At 42.0% G+C, this 21,695-nt stretch carries 23 protein-coding genes and 2 other annotated features (1 of these 25 running past the window's edge); of the genes, 19 read left to right on the top strand and 4 right to left on the bottom strand.

Annotated elements, in window-relative coordinates:
- Window positions 1-136 (top strand) — a binding site (T-box leader); it begins 100 nt to the left of the window's first position.
- A 121-nt stretch (window positions 137-257) separates the two neighbouring features.
- Window positions 258-1,445, top strand: a complete 1,188-nt coding sequence (gene trpB, locus I2D56_RS08595) for a tryptophan synthase subunit beta (protein WP_123160011.1) — start codon at window positions 258-260, stop codon at window positions 1,443-1,445.
- A 6-nt stretch (window positions 1,446-1,451) separates the two neighbouring features.
- Here trpB and I2D56_RS08590 read toward each other — a convergent pair whose 3' ends face one another.
- Entirely contained in the window at window positions 1,452-2,111 is a 660-nt protein-coding gene (locus tag I2D56_RS08590) for a prepilin peptidase (RefSeq protein WP_042507437.1), read from the bottom strand.
- 152 nt (window positions 2,112-2,263) lie between these two features.
- Between I2D56_RS08590 and I2D56_RS08585 the strand changes: the two genes are divergently transcribed.
- From I2D56_RS08585 to I2D56_RS08570, 4 genes are all read left to right on the top strand, one after another.
- Entirely contained in the window at window positions 2,264-2,791 is a 528-nt protein-coding gene (locus tag I2D56_RS08585) for a Dps family protein (RefSeq protein ID WP_006596795.1), read from the top strand.
- A 123-nt stretch (window positions 2,792-2,914) separates the two neighbouring features.
- Window positions 2,915-3,133, top strand: a complete 219-nt coding sequence (locus tag I2D56_RS08580; RefSeq protein WP_023022447.1) for a YqgQ family protein — start codon at window positions 2,915-2,917, stop codon at window positions 3,131-3,133.
- A gap of 38 nt (window positions 3,134-3,171) precedes the next feature.
- On the top strand, window positions 3,172-3,516 hold the full coding sequence (locus I2D56_RS08575; protein WP_042507500.1) for a rhodanese-like domain-containing protein: 345 nt from the start codon (window positions 3,172-3,174) through the stop codon (window positions 3,514-3,516).
- A 75-nt stretch (window positions 3,517-3,591) separates the two neighbouring features.
- Window positions 3,592-3,825 carry a hypothetical protein gene (locus I2D56_RS08570; RefSeq protein ID WP_117745078.1) on the top strand — a complete coding sequence of 78 codons (234 nt, stop codon included), beginning with the start codon at window positions 3,592-3,594 and terminating at the stop codon, window positions 3,823-3,825.
- A gap of 196 nt (window positions 3,826-4,021) precedes the next feature.
- On the opposite strand, the gene I2D56_RS08565 is transcribed toward I2D56_RS08570, so the two are convergent.
- Window positions 4,022-4,744: a 16S rRNA pseudouridine(516) synthase gene (locus I2D56_RS08565; RefSeq protein ID WP_195214151.1), complete on the bottom strand. Its 723-nt coding sequence runs from the start codon at window positions 4,742-4,744 to the stop codon at window positions 4,022-4,024.
- Between the two features lie 238 nt (window positions 4,745-4,982).
- Here I2D56_RS08565 and typA point away from each other — a divergent pair, with 238 nt between their 5' ends.
- The 14 genes from typA (at window position 4,983) to I2D56_RS08495 (ending at window position 20,636) form a co-directional block, all read left to right on the top strand.
- Window positions 4,983-6,830 carry a translational GTPase TypA gene (gene typA, locus I2D56_RS08560; protein ID WP_123159429.1) on the top strand — a complete coding sequence of 616 codons (1,848 nt, stop codon included), beginning with the start codon at window positions 4,983-4,985 and terminating at the stop codon, window positions 6,828-6,830.
- A 22-nt stretch (window positions 6,831-6,852) separates the two neighbouring features.
- Window positions 6,853-7,119, top strand: coding sequence for a DUF3165 family protein (locus tag I2D56_RS08555; protein ID WP_023026447.1), 267 nt, complete (start codon window positions 6,853-6,855; stop codon window positions 7,117-7,119).
- Window positions 7,120-7,297: 178 nt separating this feature from the next.
- On the top strand, window positions 7,298-8,650 hold the full coding sequence (gene murD / locus I2D56_RS08550; protein ID WP_195214150.1) for a UDP-N-acetylmuramoyl-L-alanine--D-glutamate ligase: 1,353 nt from the start codon (window positions 7,298-7,300) through the stop codon (window positions 8,648-8,650).
- A gap of 1 nt (window position 8,651) precedes the next feature.
- On the top strand, window positions 8,652-9,722 hold the full coding sequence (locus tag I2D56_RS08545; RefSeq protein ID WP_023022463.1) for a UDP-N-acetylglucosamine--N-acetylmuramyl-(pentapeptide) pyrophosphoryl-undecaprenol N-acetylglucosamine transferase: 1,071 nt from the start codon (window positions 8,652-8,654) through the stop codon (window positions 9,720-9,722).
- Window positions 9,719-10,936, top strand: coding sequence for a cell division protein FtsQ/DivIB (locus I2D56_RS08540; protein WP_195348372.1), 1,218 nt, complete (start codon window positions 9,719-9,721; stop codon window positions 10,934-10,936). The genes I2D56_RS08545 and I2D56_RS08540 overlap by 4 nt, the downstream gene beginning before the upstream one ends.
- A gap of 140 nt (window positions 10,937-11,076) precedes the next feature.
- The gene (gene ftsA, locus I2D56_RS08535; protein ID WP_023022469.1) at window positions 11,077-12,429 is read left to right on the top strand and encodes a cell division protein FtsA; all 1,353 of its coding nucleotides are present in this window, start codon (window positions 11,077-11,079) and stop codon (window positions 12,427-12,429) included.
- Window positions 12,430-12,444: 15 nt separating this feature from the next.
- A complete protein-coding gene (ftsZ, locus tag I2D56_RS08530) occupies window positions 12,445-13,722 on the top strand; it encodes a cell division protein FtsZ (protein ID WP_023022471.1) in 1,278 nt (425 codons plus the stop codon).
- Between the two features lie 2 nt (window positions 13,723-13,724).
- Complete coding sequence (locus tag I2D56_RS08525; RefSeq protein WP_042507438.1) at window positions 13,725-14,393, top strand: YggS family pyridoxal phosphate-dependent enzyme; 669 nt, start codon at window positions 13,725-13,727, stop codon at window positions 14,391-14,393.
- A 9-nt stretch (window positions 14,394-14,402) separates the two neighbouring features.
- Complete coding sequence (gene sepF, locus I2D56_RS08520) at window positions 14,403-15,032, top strand: cell division protein SepF (protein ID WP_023026451.1); 630 nt, start codon at window positions 14,403-14,405, stop codon at window positions 15,030-15,032.
- Window position 15,033: 1 nt separating this feature from the next.
- A complete protein-coding gene (locus I2D56_RS08515; RefSeq protein WP_006596781.1) occupies window positions 15,034-15,294 on the top strand; it encodes a YggT family protein in 261 nt (86 codons plus the stop codon).
- Window positions 15,291-16,079, top strand: coding sequence for an RNA-binding protein (locus tag I2D56_RS08510; protein ID WP_117745072.1), 789 nt, complete (start codon window positions 15,291-15,293; stop codon window positions 16,077-16,079). The genes I2D56_RS08515 and I2D56_RS08510 overlap by 4 nt, the downstream gene beginning before the upstream one ends.
- Before the next feature lie 9 nt (window positions 16,080-16,088).
- A complete protein-coding gene (locus tag I2D56_RS08505; protein WP_023022479.1) occupies window positions 16,089-16,934 on the top strand; it encodes a DivIVA domain-containing protein in 846 nt (281 codons plus the stop codon).
- Window positions 16,925-17,141, top strand: a binding site (T-box leader). Its footprint overlaps the gene before it by 10 nt.
- A gap of 51 nt (window positions 17,142-17,192) precedes the next feature.
- Window positions 17,193-19,985 carry an isoleucine--tRNA ligase gene (ileS, locus tag I2D56_RS08500; protein WP_195348371.1) on the top strand — a complete coding sequence of 931 codons (2,793 nt, stop codon included), beginning with the start codon at window positions 17,193-17,195 and terminating at the stop codon, window positions 19,983-19,985.
- A gap of 216 nt (window positions 19,986-20,201) precedes the next feature.
- A complete protein-coding gene (locus tag I2D56_RS08495) occupies window positions 20,202-20,636 on the top strand; it encodes a GNAT family N-acetyltransferase (RefSeq protein ID WP_195348370.1) in 435 nt (144 codons plus the stop codon).
- Window positions 20,637-20,717: 81 nt separating this feature from the next.
- Here I2D56_RS08495 and I2D56_RS08490 read toward each other — a convergent pair whose 3' ends face one another.
- Together I2D56_RS08490 and I2D56_RS08485 are read right to left on the bottom strand one after the other, a co-directional pair.
- Entirely contained in the window at window positions 20,718-21,020 is a 303-nt protein-coding gene (locus I2D56_RS08490; RefSeq protein ID WP_006596776.1) for a DUF1827 family protein, read from the bottom strand.
- Window positions 21,021-21,087: 67 nt separating this feature from the next.
- Window positions 21,088-21,537 carry an NUDIX hydrolase gene (locus I2D56_RS08485; RefSeq protein WP_023022485.1) on the bottom strand — a complete coding sequence of 150 codons (450 nt, stop codon included), beginning with the start codon at window positions 21,535-21,537 and terminating at the stop codon, window positions 21,088-21,090.
- Between the last annotated feature and the right edge of the window lie 158 nt (window positions 21,538-21,695).

Below are 21,695 nucleotides of genomic sequence, written 5' to 3'. Positions count from 1 at the left end.
GATGATGAATTTGAAACAATAAAAATTCGGTGAGCACACCTTATCGTGCAGCCTGTTGCTAGACAGGTCAGAGATGTAGGAGAAAGTATGTTTTCCTACAATTGAGGTGGCACCGCGGTATCGAATCGTCCTCACACAGATTTTTCTGTGTGAGGTTTTTTGTATCTCAAAAGGACCCTGTGAGACTGCAGCTCAAAGGACCAGAGAGAGAAAAAGATCATAAACAGAATTGAAGATATAGAAAAGAGGACACAATCATGACAGAAACAAAAGGCTATTTCGGACAATTTGGTGGGTCTTTCGTACCAGAACCTATTCAAAACTTGCTCGATCAATTAGAGGCAACCTTTGAACAGTACAAAAATGACCCAGAATTTATCGCAGAATACAAGCATTATCTGAAAGATTATTCTGGACGGGAAACACCGCTCTACTTTGCGGAAAGTTTGACAGAGCATTTAGGTGGGGCGAAAATTTATTTGAAGCGCGAAGACTTGAATCACCTAGGTTCGCATAAATTGAATAACGTCTTGGGGCAAATCCTCTTGGCTAAGCGTATGGGCAAAACCCGCGTGATTGCTGAAACAGGAGCCGGTCAACATGGTGTGGCTACAGCAGCTGCGGCAGCTAAGTTTGGCATGGCCTGTGATGTCTACATGGGGGCAGAAGATGTTGAGCGCCAACGTCTCAATGTCTTCCGCATGGAAATGATGGGGGCAACCGTTCATGCCGTTGAAACAGGTACGAAGACCTTGAAAGATGCTGTTGATGCTGCTTTTGGAGCATGGATGGCGGATCTAGATGCTTTTTATGTCTTAGGTTCTGCTGTTGGCCCTCACCCTTATCCAACCATTGTGCATGAATTCCAAAAAGTCATCAGTGAAGAATCGAAACGTCAAATCTTGGAAAAAGAAGGTCGTTTACCGGACTATGTCATTGCCTGTGTCGGTGGTGGATCCAATGCCATTGGTGCCTTCTCCCAATATGTGGGCGATGAGGAAGTCAAATTGGTCGGTGTTGAAGCTGCTGGACATGGCTTGGATACAGACCAGCACGCAGCAACCATGACCAAGGGGACTGTTGGTGTTGTCGATGGGATGAAGACCTATGCTGTTTTTGGTGAAGATGGAAAAGTAGCACCAGTGTACTCGATCTCTGCCGGTTTGGACTACCCAGGGGTTGGACCGGAACATGCCTTCTTTAAAGATTCTGGTCGTGTCGAATATGTGGCAGCGACAGATGATGAAGCCGTTCAAGCCCTTCTTCTTCTCAGTAAGACAGAAGGAATCCTCCCAGCTATTGAGAGTTCACATGCCATTGCAGAAGCCGTTAAACGTGCTCCACAATTGGACAAAGATAAGATTATCATCATCAATGTTTCTGGACGTGGGGATAAGGACGTGGCTGCGATTGCCGATTATCTAGAAGCCAAAGCTACAAAATAAGAAATCTTATCTGCTAAAAATTGTAAAAAACAGTAAAGCCTGATAACTCAGAAAAAGACAGGGAACAAAAGGAATCCGGTCTTTTTCTTTTTTTAAGAGGAAGACCAGGAGACCAATGAGGGAAGCCCCTTGCATGACGAGGAGGACTTGGACAGCTGAGAGGGTCAAAGAAAAAGTAGCTAGTAAGAGAAAGTCCCCTGCTCCAATGCCGATGGAGTAAACAGCTGACAGGACTCCTAAGAAGAGAAAGACTCCCATCAAGAGGGTAGGGCTGGTGAAAAACAGGCAAAGAGCGTGGAGCACCAGCCAGAGGAGAAGCGGATACTCCATGGAGCGCAAATCGTAGATGGCCAAAACACAACTACCAAGCAGAACGAAAAGATGAGAAATAGGAAGAAGGCCCTGATAGCACAGCAAAAAAAGGAGGCCAGACCAGGCTTCAAAGAGAGCATACCAATAAGGAAGCGGGCTCTGGCAATAGCGACAACGGAATCGAAAGAGGACTTGTGAGAGGATAGGAATCAGGTCCAGAGGTCTCAAGGTCTGTTGGCAATGGTCGCAATGGCTTCTTGGACGAATGATGGAGCTTTCTGGAAAGCGGTCGATGACGAGTCCTAAAAAGGAGGCAATACAGGAACCGACTGTAAAAAAATAAAAGTTGATCATACTTATAGTATTCGTAAAAAAGATGACTAATAACGATTAGAAATGAAACAATTTTCTAACTTTTCTTATTTAAGCATTTTCTCTTGCATTTCTTAATTAGAAGGATTATAATATAACTAAATTAGAATAATTCTAAAAAGGAGAATTTATTTATGACAACAATCAAAAAAGAAGCAGCAAAAGATGTAGCAACATTTGCAACCATCAGTGAAGTAAGCAAGAGTTTAACCGATACAAAAGCGGTTTTGAATCAAGTGGTGGCAGACCTTTATGTCGCTCATATTGCCTTGCACCAAGTACATTGGTATATGCGTGGTCGTGGCTTCCTCGTATGGCATCCAAAAATGGATGAATACATGGAAAGCTTGGATGCGACTCTTGATGAAGTGAGTGAACGCTTGATTACCTTGGGTGGTGCCCCATATGCTAGCATGGTTGAGTTCTTGGAACACAGCAATATCCAAGAAGAAAAAGGTTCATTTGAACGCTCTATGGAAGAAAATTTGGGACGTGTCCTTTCTATCTTCCGCTATTTGGTAAGTCTTTATCAAAAAGCCTTGGATATCACAGACGCTGAAGGAGATGATGTGACCAACGATATCTTTGTCGGTGCAAAAGCTGAATTGGAAAAACATATCTGGATGATTGCCGCTGAATTAGGTCAAGCACCAGGTTTGTAATCTGAAAAGAAACAAACGAGCCTTCCTTGATGGGGAGGCTCGTTTTTGCTCGACAGTGATTTTTCCTGTAAATAAAACAGGGACCATCTTGAAAATACTTGAAAGATTTGATAGAATAAGCACATGAAAACCCTGTACGATGTTCAACAATTTCTGAAAAAATTTGGAATCATCATTTATGTCGGAAAACGGCTTTACGACATCGAATTGATGAAGATTGAATTGAAAAGAATCTATGACGCTGGGCTGATGGAAAAGCTAGATTATCTAGAAGCAGAAGCTGTCTTACGCAGAGAACACGCACAGGAATTACGTTATTTAGAAGAGGATAAAGAAAAGTGAGTTTAGTAAATATTTTAGTATGGTTGATTGTTTTAGCAATGTTCGGCTGGATGGGTTACAATTACTTCCGTATCCGTCGTGCTGCAAAAATTGTGGACAATGTAGAGTTTGAAGAATTGATCCGCAAAGGCCAATTAGTAGACCTACGTGATCCAAATGAGTTCCACGCTAAGCATATTTTGGGAGCTCGGAACATTCCATCCAATCAATTAAAAGTGAGCTTGGCAGCTCTTCGAAAAGATAAACCAGTCTTGCTCTATGAAAACAGTCGTGGTTCCCGTGTGACCAATGCAGCCCTCTTCTTGAAAAAACAAGGCTATAAAGATATCTATATCTTGTCCTACGGTTTGGATTCATGGGATGGAAAGGTAAAGACTAGTTAAGATCAAGGAAAATGTTGCTAAAGATGCTTGATGTATCATAATAAAATGATATTAATTTTAAGGAGTTTCTAGAAATTGCAAGAAAAGAACAATGCCTCATTTGTTTTGGGTATCATATCTATCATAGTTGCCTTTATATTTCCATTGATAAGTATTATTTTTGGTGTTTTTGGTTTGGGCTCGGCTATTTTAAATCAAAAAGAGTCTGGACTAGACTATACGACAGAAATAATGCTCTCTATTGTAGGGATTGTGCTTTCTGTAATTTTCTGTTTCGTGTTTATCTCACAACTTTCGGGGATTAATTAAAAAAAAAAAGAGAGTGGAACAGAAATCGGTCATTCGTTAGAATTCGATTTTGTCGTCCCACCTCCGCACAGTTGAGTAGGACTGTAAAAGCTGATGAAATCAGCGTAGTAGAGCTCACTCAACCATTGTGTCTTGCTCGACAATCCAAAGACAATTGAGAGGCTAGGACTTTTGTCCCAGCCTCTTTTTTGTTTTGTCAACTGTTTTCTAAATAGTTTTTAATAATCTGTAATTCATCTTGGTTCAAAGGGCGGTATTGACCCTCTGCTAGCTCTGAATCTAATGTAAAATCCCCGAACTGAACTCGTTTTAGAGCAGTGACCTTAACACCGACTGAGAGGAACATTTTTTTCACCTGATGGAATTTCCCTTCAGATAGGGTGACCAGTGCTCGGCTTTCTTTGGGACTGGAGGTAAGGATTTTTAGTTTGGCAGGCTTACACCTGGTCCCATCTAAAAAAGTGATTCCTTCTTGAAAACGATCGATATGAGCGGGTTCGAGAGGGCCGTTGACTGTTACCGCGTATTCTTTTTCAATATGGTATCGAGGGTGAAGGAGTTGGAAACCGAGAGGTCCATTATCTGTGAGTAAGAGCAGACCGGTAGTATCCCGATCTAGCCGGCCGATAGGATAAGTATTGGGAGTCCGGTCTTCTGCTCGAAGGAGGTCCAGAACTGTAGGATGCTGAGCATCCTTGGTAGCTGTCACCAACCCTTGGGGCTTGTGGAGAAGAAAATAATGATGGGAACAGTCGGTAAGGACCCGATTTTTCCAGCGAACCTCTTGGAGGCCCGTATCTACATTTTGGGATAATTTTGTTGCAGCAAGCCCGTCGACTAGAATCTGCCTTTTAGCCATGCTCTGTTTGATTTCCTTACGAGGAATTTGGTAGTGGGCCAGTAATTGATCTAATCTCATAAAAAACAGGATAGCATGAAATGAAGAGAATCACAAGTATTCGGAAAAAGGGTGAAGAAAAGAGATTGAAGACTTGAAAGATTTTCATGAATAGAGTGGTTAGGAGTGGGAATGAGAAAGAAGATTTTCGAAAGAAAGCATGAAAACATTTACACTTGTCTGAGTTATGCCATTTGCTTAAAATTGTGGTATAATTGCTCAGTTAGAAAATAAATTTTTGAATACTATAGAGGAAATCATGACAAAATTAAGAGAAGATATCCGTAATATCGCGATTATCGCCCACGTCGACCACGGAAAAACAACCCTTGTTGACGAATTATTGAAACAATCTGAAACTCTTGACGCGCGTACAGAGTTGGCAGAGCGTGCTATGGACTCAAACGATATCGAAAAAGAGCGTGGAATCACTATCCTTGCGAAGAATACAGCAGTTGCCTACAACGGAACTCGTATTAATATCATGGACACGCCAGGACACGCGGACTTCGGTGGAGAAGTTGAGCGGATCATGAAAATGGTTGACGGTGTTGTTTTGGTCGTAGATGCTTACGAAGGGACTATGCCACAGACTCGTTTCGTATTGAAAAAAGCCTTGGAACAAGACCTTGTGCCGATCGTTGTCGTTAACAAAATCGATAAGCCATCAGCTCGTCCTGCAGAAGTAGTAGATGAAGTCTTGGAACTTTTCATCGAGCTTGGTGCGGATGATGACCAGCTTGACTTCCCAGTTGTTTATGCATCAGCTATCAACGGAACATCTTCATTGTCAGATGATCCAGCAGACCAAGAAAAGACGATGGCGCCAATCTTTGATACCATTATTGACCACATCCCAGCTCCGGTTGATAACTCAGATGAGCCTCTTCAATTCCAAGTGTCACTCTTGGACTATAATGACTTCGTTGGTCGTATCGGTATCGGTCGTGTCTTCCGTGGGACAGTAAAAGTTGGTGACCAAGTTACTCTTTCTAAATTGGACGGTACAACCAAGAACTTCCGTGTGACCAAACTCTTTGGTTTCTTTGGTTTGGAACGTCGTGAAATCCAAGAAGCAAAAGCTGGTGACTTGATTGCCGTATCTGGTATGGAAGATATCTTCGTTGGGGAAACCATCACTCCAACAGACGCAGTTGAGGCATTGCCAGTTCTTCACATCGACGAACCGACTCTTCAAATGACCTTCTTGGTCAACAACTCACCATTTGCTGGTCGCGAAGGGAAATGGGTGACCTCTCGTAAGGTTGAAGAACGTTTGCAAGCTGAGTTGCAAACAGACGTTTCACTCCGTGTAGACCCAACGGATTCACCAGATAAATGGACAGTTTCAGGACGTGGTGAATTGCACTTGTCTATCTTGATTGAAACCATGCGCCGTGAAGGTTATGAACTTCAAGTATCTCGTCCAGAAGTGATCATCAAAGAAATTGATGGTGTCAAGTGTGAGCCGTTTGAACGCGTACAAATCGATACACCTGAAGAATACCAAGGATCTGTTATCCAAAGCCTTTCTGAACGTAAAGGTGAGATGTTGGATATGGTGGCTACTGGAAACGGGCAAACTCGTTTGGTCTTCCTTGTTCCTGCGCGTGGTTTGATTGGCTACTCAACTGAGTTCTTGTCAATGACTCGTGGTTACGGAATCATGAACCATACTTTTGATCAATACTTGCCATTGATTCCAGGTGAAATCGGTGGACGTCACCGTGGTGCCCTCGTTTCTATTGATGCTGGTAAAGCAACAACCTACGCAATCATGTCTATCGAAGAACGCGGTACGATCTTTGTTAACCCAGGTACTGAGGTTTACGAAGGAATGATCATCGGTGAAAACTCTCGTGAAAATGACTTGACCGTTAACATCACGAAAGCAAAACAAATGACCAACGTTCGTTCAGCTACCAAGGACCAAACAGCGGTTATCAAGACTCCTCGTATCCTGACTCTTGAAGAATCACTTGAGTTCTTGAATGACGATGAATACATGGAAGTAACGCCTGAATCTATTCGTTTGCGTAAGCAAATCTTGAACAAGGCAGAGCGCGAAAAAGCAAACAAAAAGAAAAAATCAGCTGCAGCTGAATAAGAAATAAGAAAGGAGTGACAAAATGGTTTATTTAATTATAGGTATTTTGATCCTCCTTTTTTATCTTTTTGCAGCTCCAAAGAGTATTAGAGGAACTCTGAATGTAGTAACCCTGGTCGTATTGTTGGTCTCTTTGGTGATTCTGCTTTGCTTAGCAATTTTCCAAATCTTCCAATTACCTTCAGAATTTTTTGTTGGTGCCTTCCTTGCTTTTGTAGGCTACCTGGCCCTCGTTGATATCTCGCGGTTGCCAACCAAGTCTTCTAAACGCTTGGATAAATCAGAATAAACTGGAGATTTTCACTCCAGAAATAGAGTCGTTGTGATGTAAAATCATGGCGACTTTTTTATGAAAGAAGGGGAAGAGGTCATTTTTGTAAGGTGTTGCTTCTTTTGCTGTCTTAAGGCTTTTTAAATTGTCTAAAAAAGGGTAAAATAGAAGATGAACAAATTGGAGTAAAAAAGCTATGAACATCATTGAAACATTTAAAAATAAAAAAGTCCTTGTTTTAGGATTGGCGAAATCCGGAGAATCTGCAGCACGTTTACTAGATCGCCTAGGAGCTATCGTAACGGTGAATGATGGAAAAGCCTTTGAAGAAAATCCTGCAGCCCAGAGTTTGCTGGAAGAAGGAATCAAAGTCGTGACAGGAGGACATCCTCTGGAACTCTTGGATGAAGACTTTGCGGTGATGGTGAAGAATCCTGGAATTCCATACACGAATCCCATGGTCCAACGGGCCCTTGAAAAAGGCATCCCTGTTTTGACTGAGGTTGAATTGGCTTACCTCATTTCAGAAGCGCCGATCATCGGCATCACTGGTTCAAATGGAAAGACAACCACCACTACCATGATTGGGGAAGTGTTAACTGCCGCTGGACAAAATGGTCTTTTGTCTGGGAATATTGGTTTTCCAGCTAGTCAAGTCGCTCAAACAGCGACAGCTAAAGACACATTGGTGATGGAATTATCTTCTTTCCAATTGATGGGAATTGAAGCCTTCCATCCAGAAATCGCAGTGATTACTAATCTCATGCCAACCCACTTGGATTATCATGGATCCTTCGAAGGTTATGTAGCTGCAAAATGGGCTATTCAAAAGAATATGACTGCCAAGGATTTTGTGGTACTGAACTTTAACCAAGATCTCGCTAAAGATTTGGCTAAGCAAACGCAGGCTACTGTGGTGCCATTTTCAACTCAAGAAAAGGTGGACGGAGCTTATTTAGAGGATGGTGTCCTTTACTTCCGAGGTGAAGCCGTTATGCGAGCAGATCAAATCGGAGTACCAGGTAGTCACAATGTAGAAAATGCTTTAGCTACCATTGCAGTGGCCAAACTTCGTGGCATTGACAATCAAACGATCCAAGAAACCTTATCAGCCTTTGGCGGGGTGAAGCACCGCTTGCAGTATGTGGCTGAGATTGAAGGGGTGAAATTCTACAATGATAGTAAGTCTACCAATATCTTAGCAACCCAAAAAGCCTTGTCTGGATTTGATAACGCTCATGTCATCTTAATCGCTGGTGGCTTGGACCGAGGCAATGAATTTGATGAATTGGTGCCAGATATTACCGGTCTTAAAAAAATGGTCATCCTTGGAGAGTCTGCTGAACGGGTGAAACGGGCAGCGGATCAAGCAGGTGTGGCCTATCTAGATGCGACGGATGTGGCAGACGCAACGCGCAAAGCCTTTGAATTCGCTGATGCAGGCGATATTGTCTTGCTTAGTCCAGCCAATGCCAGCTGGGACATGTATGCGAATTTTGAAGTGCGGGGCGATGAATTCCTTAAAACAGTAGAAGAGTTGAAAAAATAATATGAAAAAAATAGTATTCACAGGGGGAGGTACAGTTGGCCACGTCACCTTGAACCTTCTCCTTATCCCTCGCTTTATCGAGGACGGTTGGGAAGTTCATTATATTGGAGACAAGAAAGGGATTGAACACCAAGAGATTTTGAAATCTGGCTTGGACATTCAATTCCACTCGATTGCGACGGGTAAGCTACGCCGTTATTTCTCTTGGCAAAACATGTTGGATATCTTCAAGGTCTTCTGGGGCATTCTCCAATCGATTTGGATCATGCTGTGTGTACGGCCACAGGTCTTGTTTTCTAAAGGAGGCTTCGTTTCTGTTCCTCCGGTAGTGGCTGCACGACTTTGTTTCGTTCCTGTATTGGTACACGAATCAGACCGTTCCATGGGCTTGGCCAATAAAATTGCTTATAAGTTTGCGACGAAAATGTTCACGACCTTTGAGCAACCGAAAAGCCTAGTCAAAGCCCAACATGTAGGAGCTGTGACCAAGGTTCATCAGGGGCAAGTTCCAACCCCAGTAGAATTAGAAGCAGTATTTGCTCAATTTGATCCACAGTTGCCAACCCTTCTCTTTGTGGGGGGCTCTGCTGGTGCACGAGTGTTCAATGAGTTTGTTACAAATAATCGAGAAGCCTTGTTGGCAAGCTACAATGTCATTAATTTGACAGGGGACTCCTCTTTAAATGAGCAAGCTCCTCATCTTTACCGCGTGGATTACGTGACGGATCACTATCTTCCATTGCTCCAAAAGGCAGACCTAGTGGTGACTCGTGGCGGTGCCAATACGATTTTTGAACTCTTAGCCATGAATAAGCTACATATCATCGTTCCTCTAGGAAAAGAAGCTAGTCGGGGAGATCAGATCGAAAACGCTCAATATTTCGTTGAGAAAGGTTATGCAGAAACCATCGCTGAACCAGAATTGAGCATGGATCGTTTGCAAAATACGATGGATAAAATGTTCCAAGGGGCAGAAAGCTATCATCAAGCGATGAAGTCTTCGAATGAGCTGCTTTCCTTGGATGAATTTTACAGTCTGGTCCATCAAGAAATTAATAAAAGGAAAAAATGACGGATAAGAAGAACCAAAAAACTCCTAAGGAAGTCACTAAGCTCTCTGAGTGGCAGAGACGAAACCAGGAGTATCAAAAGAAAAAACAATTAGAAGAGCAAGAAGAAAAAGAAAAGAAAGCACAAGAAGAGAAGGAAAGACAGGAACTTCTGAATCAAAAAACTCCCTCTGAAGATCTAGATGCCGTAGAGCAAGATGCCGAGACTATAGATGAAGAGGAAGATGAGAATGTGGCCAATGTAGCTGAGGAGGAATTGCAAGAAACTCTTCCTGAAGAAATAGAAGAAGAGTCTGAAGAAGAAAAAATCATCTACCTAACAGAAGCTTCAGAAGCTATGTTCGAAGAAGAGGTATTAGCGAAGGAGGCTAAAAAGGAAGGCCAAATTGCGAGACGTCACATCTACAGAGCTATTCCAGTTTTGGTTATCAGTACCCTGATTGCTCTCTTTTCTACCTATCTTTTAACGCCCCTAGCGAAGCAAAAAGTGATCGAATTTTCAGGGAATAAAAATGCGGATCAGACCCTGTTGTTCGAAAAAAGTCGTATCCAAGATCGGGATTATACCTTGACAACTTTCTTAAATCGGGATCGTTATCTTGCTAATATGAAGGCGGCGAGTCCCTGGGTCAAGGATATATCAATGACCTATGCTTTCCCTACGACTTTTAAGGTTCAGGTTGAGGAATACCAGGTTTTTGGTTACTATGTGACGGAGGAAGACCACTATCCCATTTTAGAGAATGGAGAAGTCGTGGAGACACCGGTTGCTACGGATCAGCTTCCCAAGTCTTACCTAAGCGTTCGTTTTTCTGATCGAGAATTGGTCCGACAATTTGTCAAACAACTGGGGAAAATACCATCTACTGTACGAGATAAAATTGAGTCAGTGGACTTGACACCGAGCAAGGTGACTAAGGATTTGGTGACGCTAACCATGAAGGATGGCACCAAGGTTTTAGTGCCTGTATCTCAGATCAAGCGTAAATTGCCTTATTACGATAAGATTCGTAAACTGATTGAAGATGACAGTGTCATTGACATGGAAGCGGGTATATACAGTTATAATGCAGAAACAATGGCTACTTTAGCTCAGGAAAAGAAAGAAGAAGAGCAAGGGGAAGGGAACAAAACGGAGGAAGCGGACGCCAACTCGACAGATTCTGATGAGAGTGCAGTCGTAACCGAGCAACACGAAGAAGTTCCCGCTGAGTAAGCCCTCATAAATTATCTGAAATAAATGAAGAAAATATGCCCACTATGGGCATATTTGTGTTATAATAAAATTTGGATAGTTCTAACTAAATGGAGCTATTAACTGACGTATAGGAAAACAAAAGAGAGAGGACTGGTGTAATGGCTAGAAACGGCTTTTTTACAGGTTTAGATATCGGTACTAGTTCAATAAAAGTATTGGTGGCAGAACATGTCAATGGAGAAATGAATGTAATTGGAGTCAGCAATGCGAAAAGTGCTGGCGTCAAAGATGGAATTATTGTTGATATTGAGGCTGCTTCGAATGCGATTAAAAATGCAGTAAGTCAGGCAGAAGAAAAAGCAGGAATTTCAATCAATCTTGTCAACGTTGGATTGCCAGCGAACCTTCTTCAAATTGAAGCAACTCAAGGAATGATTCCTGTAACCAGTGATTCAAAAGAAATTACGGATGCAGACGTAGAAAATGTTGTACGGTCTGCTTTGACGAAGAGTATGACGCCTGACCGTGAAGTCATTACCTTTATTCCAGAAGAATTCACAGTCGATGGTTTCCAAGGAATTCGTGACCCACGTGGTATGATGGGGATTCGTTTGGAAATGCGTGGACTCTTGTATACTGGTCCAAGAACTGTCCTTCATAATTTACGGAAAACAGTTGAACGTGCTGGTTTACAAGTTGAAAACATCATTATTTCACCGCTTGCAATGATTAAGTCTGTATTAAACGAAGGAGAACGTGAGTTTGGTGCGACTGTCATTGATTTAGGTGGAGGACAAACGACAGTAGCTTCTGTTCGTAATCAAGAACTTCAATTTACAAATATCTATCAAGAAGGTGGCGACTACGTTACTAAGGATATTTCTAAAGTATTGAAAACTTCTCAAAAATTAGCAGAAGGTTTGAAGTTCAACTATGGAGCAGCTTATGTTCCTGCAGTTGGTGATGAAGTCTTCCATGTTGAAGTGATTGGTGAAGTAGAACCTGTTCAAGTATCTGAAAAATATTTGGCAGAAATTATTTCAGCTCGGATTAAACACATCTTCGACCAAATCAAACAAGATCTTGAAAGAAGACATTTGCTTGATTTGCCTGGAGGAATTGTCATCATCGGTGGTGGCGCTATTCTCCCTGGTATTGAAGAGTTGGCACAAGAAGTCTTTGGTGTAAATGTGAAATTGTACGTTCCAAATCAAATTGGTATCCGCAATCCAGCTTTTGCTCACGTGATTAGCTTGTCTGAATATGCAGGAAATCTAACAGATGTAGATATTCTTGCTCAGGCTGCTGTACATGGGGACCAACGTCTTCGTCAGCAACCAATTCAGTTCGAACGCCCAACACAGCAACCAGTAGTTCCAGCTTATGTACCGGACGAAATTGAACCTGTAGTAAACGTCGAGCAACAACATCCAGTTGAAGAACAAAAACAAGAAGAAAAAACTACCTTTACAGACCGAATGAAGAATTTAATCGGTAATATGTTTGATTAAGGAGTGTAAGTATTTATGACATTTTCATTTGACACAGCAGCGGCACAAGGTGCAGTTATTAAAGTAATCGGTGTCGGTGGCGGTGGCGGTAATGCCATCAACCGTATGATTGACGAAGGAGTTGCTGGTGTAGAATTCATCGCAGCAAACACAGACGTACAAGCACTTTCAAGTGCAAAAGCAGAAACAGTTATCCAATTGGGTCCTAAGTTGACTCGTGGTTTGGGTGCTGGAGGTCAACCTGAGGTTGGTCGTAAAGCCGCAGAAGAAAGTGAAGAAGTATTGACGGAAGCTTTGCAAGGTGCAGACATGGTCTTCATCACAGCGGGAATGGGTGGAGGATCTGGTACAGGTGCTGCACCAGTTATCGCTCGTATTGCTAAAGCTGTTGGTGCTTTGACAGTAGCCGTTGTGACTCGTCCTTTCGGATTTGAAGGAACCAAACGTAGCAACTATGCGATCGAAGGAATCAATGAGCTTCGCGAGCATGTGGATACTTTGTTGATTATTTCTAACAACAACTTGTTAGAAATTGTAGATAAGAAAACACCACTTCTTGAAGCATTGAGTGAAGCAGATAATGTCCTTCGCCAAGGGGTTCAAGGGATCACTGACTTGATTACAAGCCCAGGATTGATTAACCTTGACTTCGCTGACGTGAAGACTGTTATGGAAAACAAAGGAAATGCCTTGATGGGTATCGGTGTTGGTAATGGTGAAGAGCGTGTGATTGAAGCAGCTCGTAAAGCCATCTACTCACCACTCCTTGAAACAACTATTGACGGTGCGGAAGATGTGATCGTCAACGTTACTGGTGGTTTGGATATGACCTTGATTGAAGCAGAAGAAGCTTCTGAAATTGTTAACCAAGCAGCTGGTCATGGCGTAAACATTTGGCTCGGTACATCTATTGATGAATCAATGAAAGATGAGATTCGCGTAACGGTTGTCGCAACTGGTGTTCGTCAGGACAAAGTTGAAAGAGTTAGTGGAATTGCATCTCATGCACCAAGTTCAGCACGTTATTATCAAACTGGACCACGTGAACAACGTCCACAAACTCCACAATTTGATCGCGAATTCGATTTGAAGGAAGAAATCGACATGCCTACTCCTCAATCACGTGCTAAACAAGAAAAACCTCGTGGATCTGCGTTTGGAGATTGGGACATTCGTCGTGAAAACATTGTACGTCAGTCTGATACTAGCACTGGTCGTCAAGTTGAGCGCTATGTGGATTCTTCTTCAGAAGATGATGAGTTGGAAACACCACCATTTTTCCGTAATCGTTAAGAATGAATCTGATTGAAAATAAAGAGCGTATATTCTCGCAGGTTGCACAAGCAATGGAAACAGCAAACCGCACTGATCAGGTGAATGTAATTGCTGTTACTAAGTATGTCGGTATCGACCAAGCTAAGGCTCTGGTAGATACAGGAGTCCGTCATATCGGTGAAAACCGTGTTGATAAATTTCTAGAAAAATACCAAGCTCTAAAAGGTGAGGGACTTACCTGGCATTTGATCGGTAGTCTCCAACGTCGTAAAGTAAAAGAAGTTATCAATTATGTAGATTACTTCCATGCTTTAGATTCTATGAAGCTTGCCCAAGAAATTCAAAAAAGGGCGAGTCACCCAATTAAATGTTTTATACAAGTTAATATTTCTGGAGAAGAAAGCAAGCATGGATTTGCTCCGGAAGAGCTCGATGCTCTTCTTCCAGAAATGGAAAACTTGGATAACTTACAAATTGTTGGCTTAATGACGATGGCTCCTTTTGAGGCAAGTCAGGACGAGTTGCAAGCCATATTTGCAGCAACTCACCAACTTCAAAAAGAATTACAAAAGAAACAGTTGAAAAATATGCCCTTTACAGAGTTAAGCATGGGAATGAGTCGTGATTATGATGTAGCAATTGCTAACGGTGCGACTTTTGTGCGAATTGGGACCTCATTTTTCAAATAGGAAAGAATTATGTCATTTAAAGATAGATTTGATCGATTGATTGATTATTTTACTGAAGATGGAGATGAGTACGATGTGCAAGAAGCGCCTGCTCAAGCAGTCGGTGCTAGCCAACCTGTATCATCCCCTAAACCAGTACAACCATCATCAAAACCACGTCCAAAAGCTGTGGTAGCTGCCAAGGAGCAGAAACCTACTCCTGTTGCAGCAAGTCGTCCACAAGTAGCTTCTACAGCAGTGGTTGAATCAGCTTCATCTCAAAAATCATCTTCTGAAAATATTACTCGACTTCATCAACGTCAACAAGAGTTGGCAAGAAATCGTTCTGCTGCAGATGAAAAGATTACAATTGATGTCCGCTATCCTCGTAAATACGAAGAAGCAACTGAAATTGTTGACTTGTTGTTGGCAAACGAAAGTATTCTCATTGACTTCCAATACATGACTGAAGTTCAGGCGAGAAGATGTTTGGATTATTTGGATGGTGCTCGCTATGTATTAGCCGGGAATCTGCGTCGTGTTGCAAGTACTATGTACTTACTAACACCAATCAATGTCGTTGTGAATATTGAAGATATTCGCCTTCCAAATGATGTCGAAATTGCTGAATATGACTTTGATATGAAACGAAATCGTTAATATGTTTGTCCTACAATTAGTTAGAAATTTCTTTCAGGTTTTTGAGCTAGTATTAATCATCTATGCGTTGCTTAGTTGGTTTCCAAATGCATCAGAATCGGCTTTAGCTAAAATGGTTCAACGGATCGTCGAACCATTTTTGAGCCTATTTAGAAAGATTCCTTTGCAATTTGGTGGGTTAGACTTTACGGTCATGTTTGCCTTGCTCGCTCTGTCCGTAGTGGAACGATTTGTCCTTCAATTTTTGGTACAATTTATATGACCAAGGGATTTTATCAACACTATAGTCAAGAAGATCACGTATTTATAGATCGAGTCCTAGAATTAGTGGCTCGGGTGGAGCAACAGTATAGTTTTGAACTGACCTCTTTTTTAAATCCACATCAGGTTGATATTTTACAACAAATTGGTGCCCACCACGGTTTGCAGGTATTCTCAAGTTCAGAAATTTATCCAACAGAATATGCACGGGTGATTCTTGCTCCTAGCTACTATGTGTTGGATGCATCTGATTTTGAGATTGCCTTATTAGAAGTTCTCTATCCGGATAAATTCTATCGATTAAGTCATTCTCAAGTTTTGGGCTCGCTTCTCCATCAGCTAGGCTTGGAAAGAAAGTCTTTTGGAGATATCGTGGTTGGGCAGGGGAAAATTCATATTTATGTGGATGCACGTTTCTCTTCCTACTTCAAAGAGAATCTTAGAAAAATTGCAAAAGCCACTGTGAAGATTCGTGAGATCGACTGTAGAGACAGGATTTTTGTAGAAGAACCATCCAAGATCAAAGACCTATTGGTTACTAGTGTACGACTTGATAAGCTAGTAGCTTCGACTTTTAAGCTTGCTCGGTCTGTTGCTGTTCAATTGATTCAGTCTGGCCAAGTAAAGGTAAACTATGCGCCAATTGATAATCCTAGTCGGATGATTCAAGTAGCAGATTTAATTAGTGTTCGAAAATATGGCCGCTTTAAATTTCTATCAGAAAACGGCCAATCAAAAAGCGGGAAATACAAAATAACAGTTGAAGTATTTTCCAGTAGAAAATAAGGAGTAACTATGGCACTTACAGCTTTAGAAATCAAAGATAAACGCTTTTATGTAAAATTTAGAGGCTACGATGCTAAAGAAGTTGAAGAGTTTCAAGACATGGTCTACCGAGACTATGAAAAATTAGTTCGTGAAAAACATGAATTGGAAACAAAAATTAGTGCGTTGGAAGAACGCTTGAATTACTTTGATGAAATGAAAGACTCTTTGAGTCAATCAGTATTGATCGCTCAAGATACTGCGGAACGTGTGAAGCACGCGGCAAATGAGCGTTCAGAAACGATTATTCGTCAAGCTGAGCAAGATGCTCACCACTTAGTCGAAGAAGCAAAAGCGAAAGCGAATGAGATTCTCCGTCATGCTACAGACAATGCCAAGAAAGTTGCTGTAGAAACGGAAGAATTGAAGAATAAAACACGTGTCTTCCACCAACGTTTGAAATCAACTATTGAAAGTCAATTGAGCATCATTGATACACCAGAATGGGATGAAATTCTTCGCCCAACTGCTATGTATATTCAAACAAGTGATGAGGCTTTCCGTGAAGTAGTCGAAAAAGCTTTGGAAGAAACGGTTCATCATAACTACGATGATGAAGCAATTGATTTAACTCGTCAATTCTCACGTGCTGAAATTGAAGAATTGCAAAAACATATTGAAGCTGTAAACCGTGAATTGTCTGCGACTCAAGCTTTTGAAGGATTGAATGAAAAGGTTCAAGAAGCTTTGGAAGAAGCAGAAAAAAATCAAGTAGATCAAGATTCTATTGAAGAAATTGTTGTAGAAACTCCTGAAGTTGATGATATCGACGCTCCAGAAGGGGAAGAACAACGGGAAACTGTTTCAATTTTATAATCTGTAAAAACAGTGACCTTATCAAATAGTTTTAGCGAGCAGGTGATGGTGGAAGACCTGTACTCCCTTTGTTAAGGTAGATCCTTTTACAAATCTTAGTGGCGAAATGAGTAACCACTAACGCTGGTCAGCGTTAGCGACAAAAGAGGAGAAAGAGACTACTCTCTTTCTTGAATGAAGGTGGTACCACGACTTGTCGTCCTTTTTGGCGAGGTCGTGGTCTTTTATTTTGTATCATAATTTTTTATAGGAGACTCCATGAAACTCAAAGAGACACTAAATTTAGGTAAGACAGAGTTCCCGATGCGGGCAGGTCTTCCCACAAAAGAACCAGTATGGCAAAAAGAATGGGATGAGGCAAAGCTTTATCAACGCCGTCAAGAATTGAACCAAGGGAAACCTCATTTCACCTTGCATGATGGCCCTCCGTATGCTAACGGGAATATCCACGTAGGACATGCCATGAACAAGATTTCAAAAGATATCATTGTTCGTTCGAAATCTATGTCAGGATTCTACGCACCATACATCCCAGGTTGGGATACACACGGATTGCCAATCGAGCAAGTTTTGGCAAAACAAGGTGTCAAACGCAAAGAGATGGACTTGGTTGAGTACTTGAAGCTTTGCCGTGAATATGCTCTTTCTCAAGTAGATAAACAACGTGAAGATTTCAAGCGTTTGGGTGTTTCAGGTGACTGGGAAAATCCGTATGTAACATTGACACCTGACTATGAAGCAGCGCAAATCCGTGTCTTCGGTGAAATGGCTAATAAAGGCTATATCTACCGTGGAGCGAAGCCTGTTTACTGGTCTTGGTCATCTGAGTCAGCTCTTGCTGAAGCGGAAATTGAATACCATGACTTGGTTTCAACTTCCCTTTACTATGCAAACAAGGTTAAAGATGGCAAAGGTGTTCTTGATACAGATACTTATATCGTTGTTTGGACAACAACACCATTCACCATCACAGCTTCTCGTGGTTTGACTGTTGGTGCGGATATTGATTACGTCTTGGTGCAACCAGCTGGCGAAACTCGTAAGTTTGTGGTAGCTGCAGAATTGTTGAACAGTTTGTCTGAGAAGTTTGGTTGGGCTGATGTTCAAGTTTTGGCAACTTACCGTGGACAAGACCTCAACCACATCGTGACAGAACACCCATGGGATACAGCAGTAGATGAACTCGTGATCCTTGGTGATCACGTTACAACAGACTCTGGTACAGGTATTGTCCATACAGCCCCTGGTTTTGGTGAGGATGACTACAATGTCGGTGTTGCCAATGGTCTAGAAGTTGCCGTAACGGTTAACGAACGCGGTATCATGATGGCGAATGCTGGCCCTGAGTTTGAAGGTCAATTCTATGATAAGGTTGTCCCAACGGTCATTGAAAAGCTTGGTGATTTGCTTCTTGCTCAAGAAGAAATCTCTCACTCCTACCCATTTGACTGGCGTACAAAAAAACCAATTATCTGGCGTGCGGTACCACAATGGTTTGCCTCAGTTTCAAAATTCCGTCAAGAAATCTTGGACGAAATTGAAAAAGTGAAGTTCCATTCAGAATGGGGGAAAGTTCGTCTTTACAATATGATTCGTGACCGTGGTGACTGGGTCATCTCTCGTCAGCGTGCTTGGGGGGTACCACTTCCAATCTTCTACGCTGAAGATGGAACACCAATCATGACAGCTGAAACCATCGAGCATGTGGCTCAACTCTTTGAAGAGCATGGTTCCATCATCTGGTGGGAACGTGATGCCAAAGACCTCTTGCCAGAAGGATTTACGCATCCAGGTTCTCCAAATGGAGAGTTCAAGAAAGAAACAGATATCATGGACGTATGGTTCGACTCCGGTTCATCATGGAATGGAGTAGTTGTCAACCGTCCAGAACTCAAATACCCAGCTGATCTTTACCTAGAAGGTTCTGACCAGTACCGTGGTTGGTTCAACTCCTCGCTCATTACATCTGTGGCAAACCATGGCGTAGCACCTTACAAACAAATCTTGTCACAAGGTTTTGCCTTGGATGGTAAAGGTGAAAAGATGTCCAAATCTCTTGGGAACACCATTGCTCCAAGTGATGTTGAAAAACAATTTGGTGCTGAAATCTTGCGTCTCTGGGTAACCAGTGTGGATTCAAGCAACGACGTACGTATCTCTATGGATATCTTGAGCCAAGTTTCTGAGACTTACCGTAAGATCCGTAACACCCTTCGTTTCTTGATTGCGAACACATCTGACTTTAACCCAGCTGAGGATGCAGTAGCTTATGAAGAGCTTCGTTCCGTTGATAAGTACATGACTATCCGCTTTAACCAACTTGTCAAGACCATTCGTGATGCCTACGCAAACTTCGAATTCTTGACCATCTACAAGGCTTTGGTGAACTTTATCAATGTTGATTTGTCTGCCTTCTACCTAGATTTTGCCAAAGATGTTGTCTACATCGAAGGTGCGAAATCACTTGAACGCCGTCAAATGCAAACAGTCTTCTATGACATTCTTGTGAAAATCACCAAACTTTTGACACCAATTCTTCCTCACACTGCAGAGGAAATCTGGTCTTATCTTGAGTTTGAAGCGGAAGACTTCGTTCAATTGTCAGAATTACCAGAAGCTCAAACATTTGCTAACCAAGAGGAAATCTTGGATGCCTGGTCAGCCTTCATGGACTTCCGTGGCCAAGCTCAAAAAGCTTTAGAAGAAGCACGGAACGAAAAAGTGATCGGTAAATCTCTTGAAGCTCACTTGACGGTGTATCCAAACGAAGTAGTGAAGACTCTTCTTGGGGCAGTAGATAGCAATGTTGCACAACTCTTGATTGTTTCAGAGTTGACCATTGCAGAAGGTCCAGCTCCAGAAGGCGCAGTGGCCTTCGAGGATGTTGCTTTCACTGTTGAACGTGCAGCTGGCGAGGTTTGTGACCGCTGCCGCCGCATCGATCCAAGTACAGCAGAACGTAGCTACAACGCAACCATCTGTGACCACTGTGCAAGCATCGTAGAAGAAAACTTTGCAGACGCAGTAGCAGAAGGATTTGAAGCCAAATAATAAGAAGTGAAAAAATCGAGAGTGGGACAGAAATCGGTCATTCGTTAGAATTCGATTTCGTCGTCCCACCTCCGCACAGTTGAGTAGGGCTATAAAAGCTGATGTAATCAGCGTAGTAGAGCCCACTCAACCACTGCGTCTTGCTCGACAATCCAAAGACAAAAAAGAGGCTAGGACTTTTGTCCCAGCCTCGACTTTTTCAATAAAGAGGAACTGATGTGGTACCGGAAAGAATTTAAAGAACTAGAACTAAAAGAGTTTTACGAGATCGTTCAATTGCGTTTGGAAACCTTTGTCGTGGAACAAACAAGAATCTACAATGATCTTGATGCTATTGATCTTAGAGCTATTCACCTTTTTCATCAAGATGCGAAAGGACGCGTAGATGCCTATGCAAGGATCTTTGAGACGGGGACTACGATTCATTTTGGCCGAGTTGCTGTAGCCAAAGACAGTCGTGGCCAAGGACTGGGGAGGGCTATGGTGGAGCAGATTTTGGATCTGTGTGAACAGAGCTTTCCTGGGCGGACCATTAAAATTGAGGCCCAAGAACAGGTAGTTGGCTTGTATGAAAAGCTAGGTTTTCAAAGGGTGAGCGAGCCTTTTATCTTGGCTTCTACCCCTCACGTAAAAATGATCTATCAGAAATAAAACATCCGTTCATCTCATTATCGAGGTGAACGGATGTTTTTTTGAAAAAGATAGCAAAGAAAAAAGTAAGGTAGAAGAACCTTACTTAGCAATTGGGAAAGAAATTTCGATCAGTTTATCAGAGTAGAGGGTCTTTATAGCAGATTGGTCAATGATTTGAAGATCAATCTTGCGTTTTAAAAAGAACTCACGAATTTTTTCAACTTCTGTTTCACGAATGGCACGGTGTTTGTTACTAATCAGCAATTCGTAATGTGTAGGAGCTTTGGTAAAGATAACGTCGGTGTTACCAGCTGAATAGACCTCAACAAGGGTAGCATCGGTACTTTCTAATTGACTTTTGACCAGAGTAGCATGACTATTTGTTGTATTCATAAGCTTCATGTGAGATCCTCCTAAGCTCTTTCTCCATTTATTATAGCACTTTTTTTTATTTTGTGAAAGAAGTCGCTTACAATTTTTGGGCAGATTTCCACATTTTGATGCCCCACTTATGACTTCCTCTTTTTAATCTGTCAATGGCTTCGTCGATTGGGAACCAAGCAATGTTATTGAAATCCTCTAGCGGTTTTTGAGCTTCTACAAAGTCAGTTACTTCATAGATATAGGCAGGATTATAGTAGTGGGTGTCGCGGTGACTAGAATAGAAGTACTCGTCTGCTTGGCCATAATACTCGCCGATGGTCGCAGTGAAGCCCAATTCTTCGATCAGTTCGCGCTCGAGTGCCAAGAAATGATCTTCTCCTTCCTCGATTTCACCACCTGGTAGGAACCAAGCTCCATTTGGTGCTTGGACTAGGATGATTTTATCCTTGGTTGGATTTGGAATTACCGCATAGACTCCATAACGATTGACATAGTCAACATTTTCTTCTTTTGTCCCAAAAGTTGCAACAGTCATATTAAAACTCGCTTCTTATTTTTTTATCATTATAACATAGATAGACATAAAAAGCAGTAGGAGATAAAAATAAGAGAGAGGGACAGAAATCGGTCATTCGTTAGAATTCGATTTCGTCGTCCCACCTCCGCACAGTTGAGTAGGGCTATAAAAGCTGA

The sequence above is a fragment of the Streptococcus australis genome (assembly GCF_015553625.1).
GTDB lineage: Bacteria > Bacillota > Bacilli > Lactobacillales > Streptococcaceae > Streptococcus > Streptococcus australis_B.
Note: the sequence above shows the minus strand (reverse complement) of the source record. Positions and strands in the feature narration are given on the sequence as shown.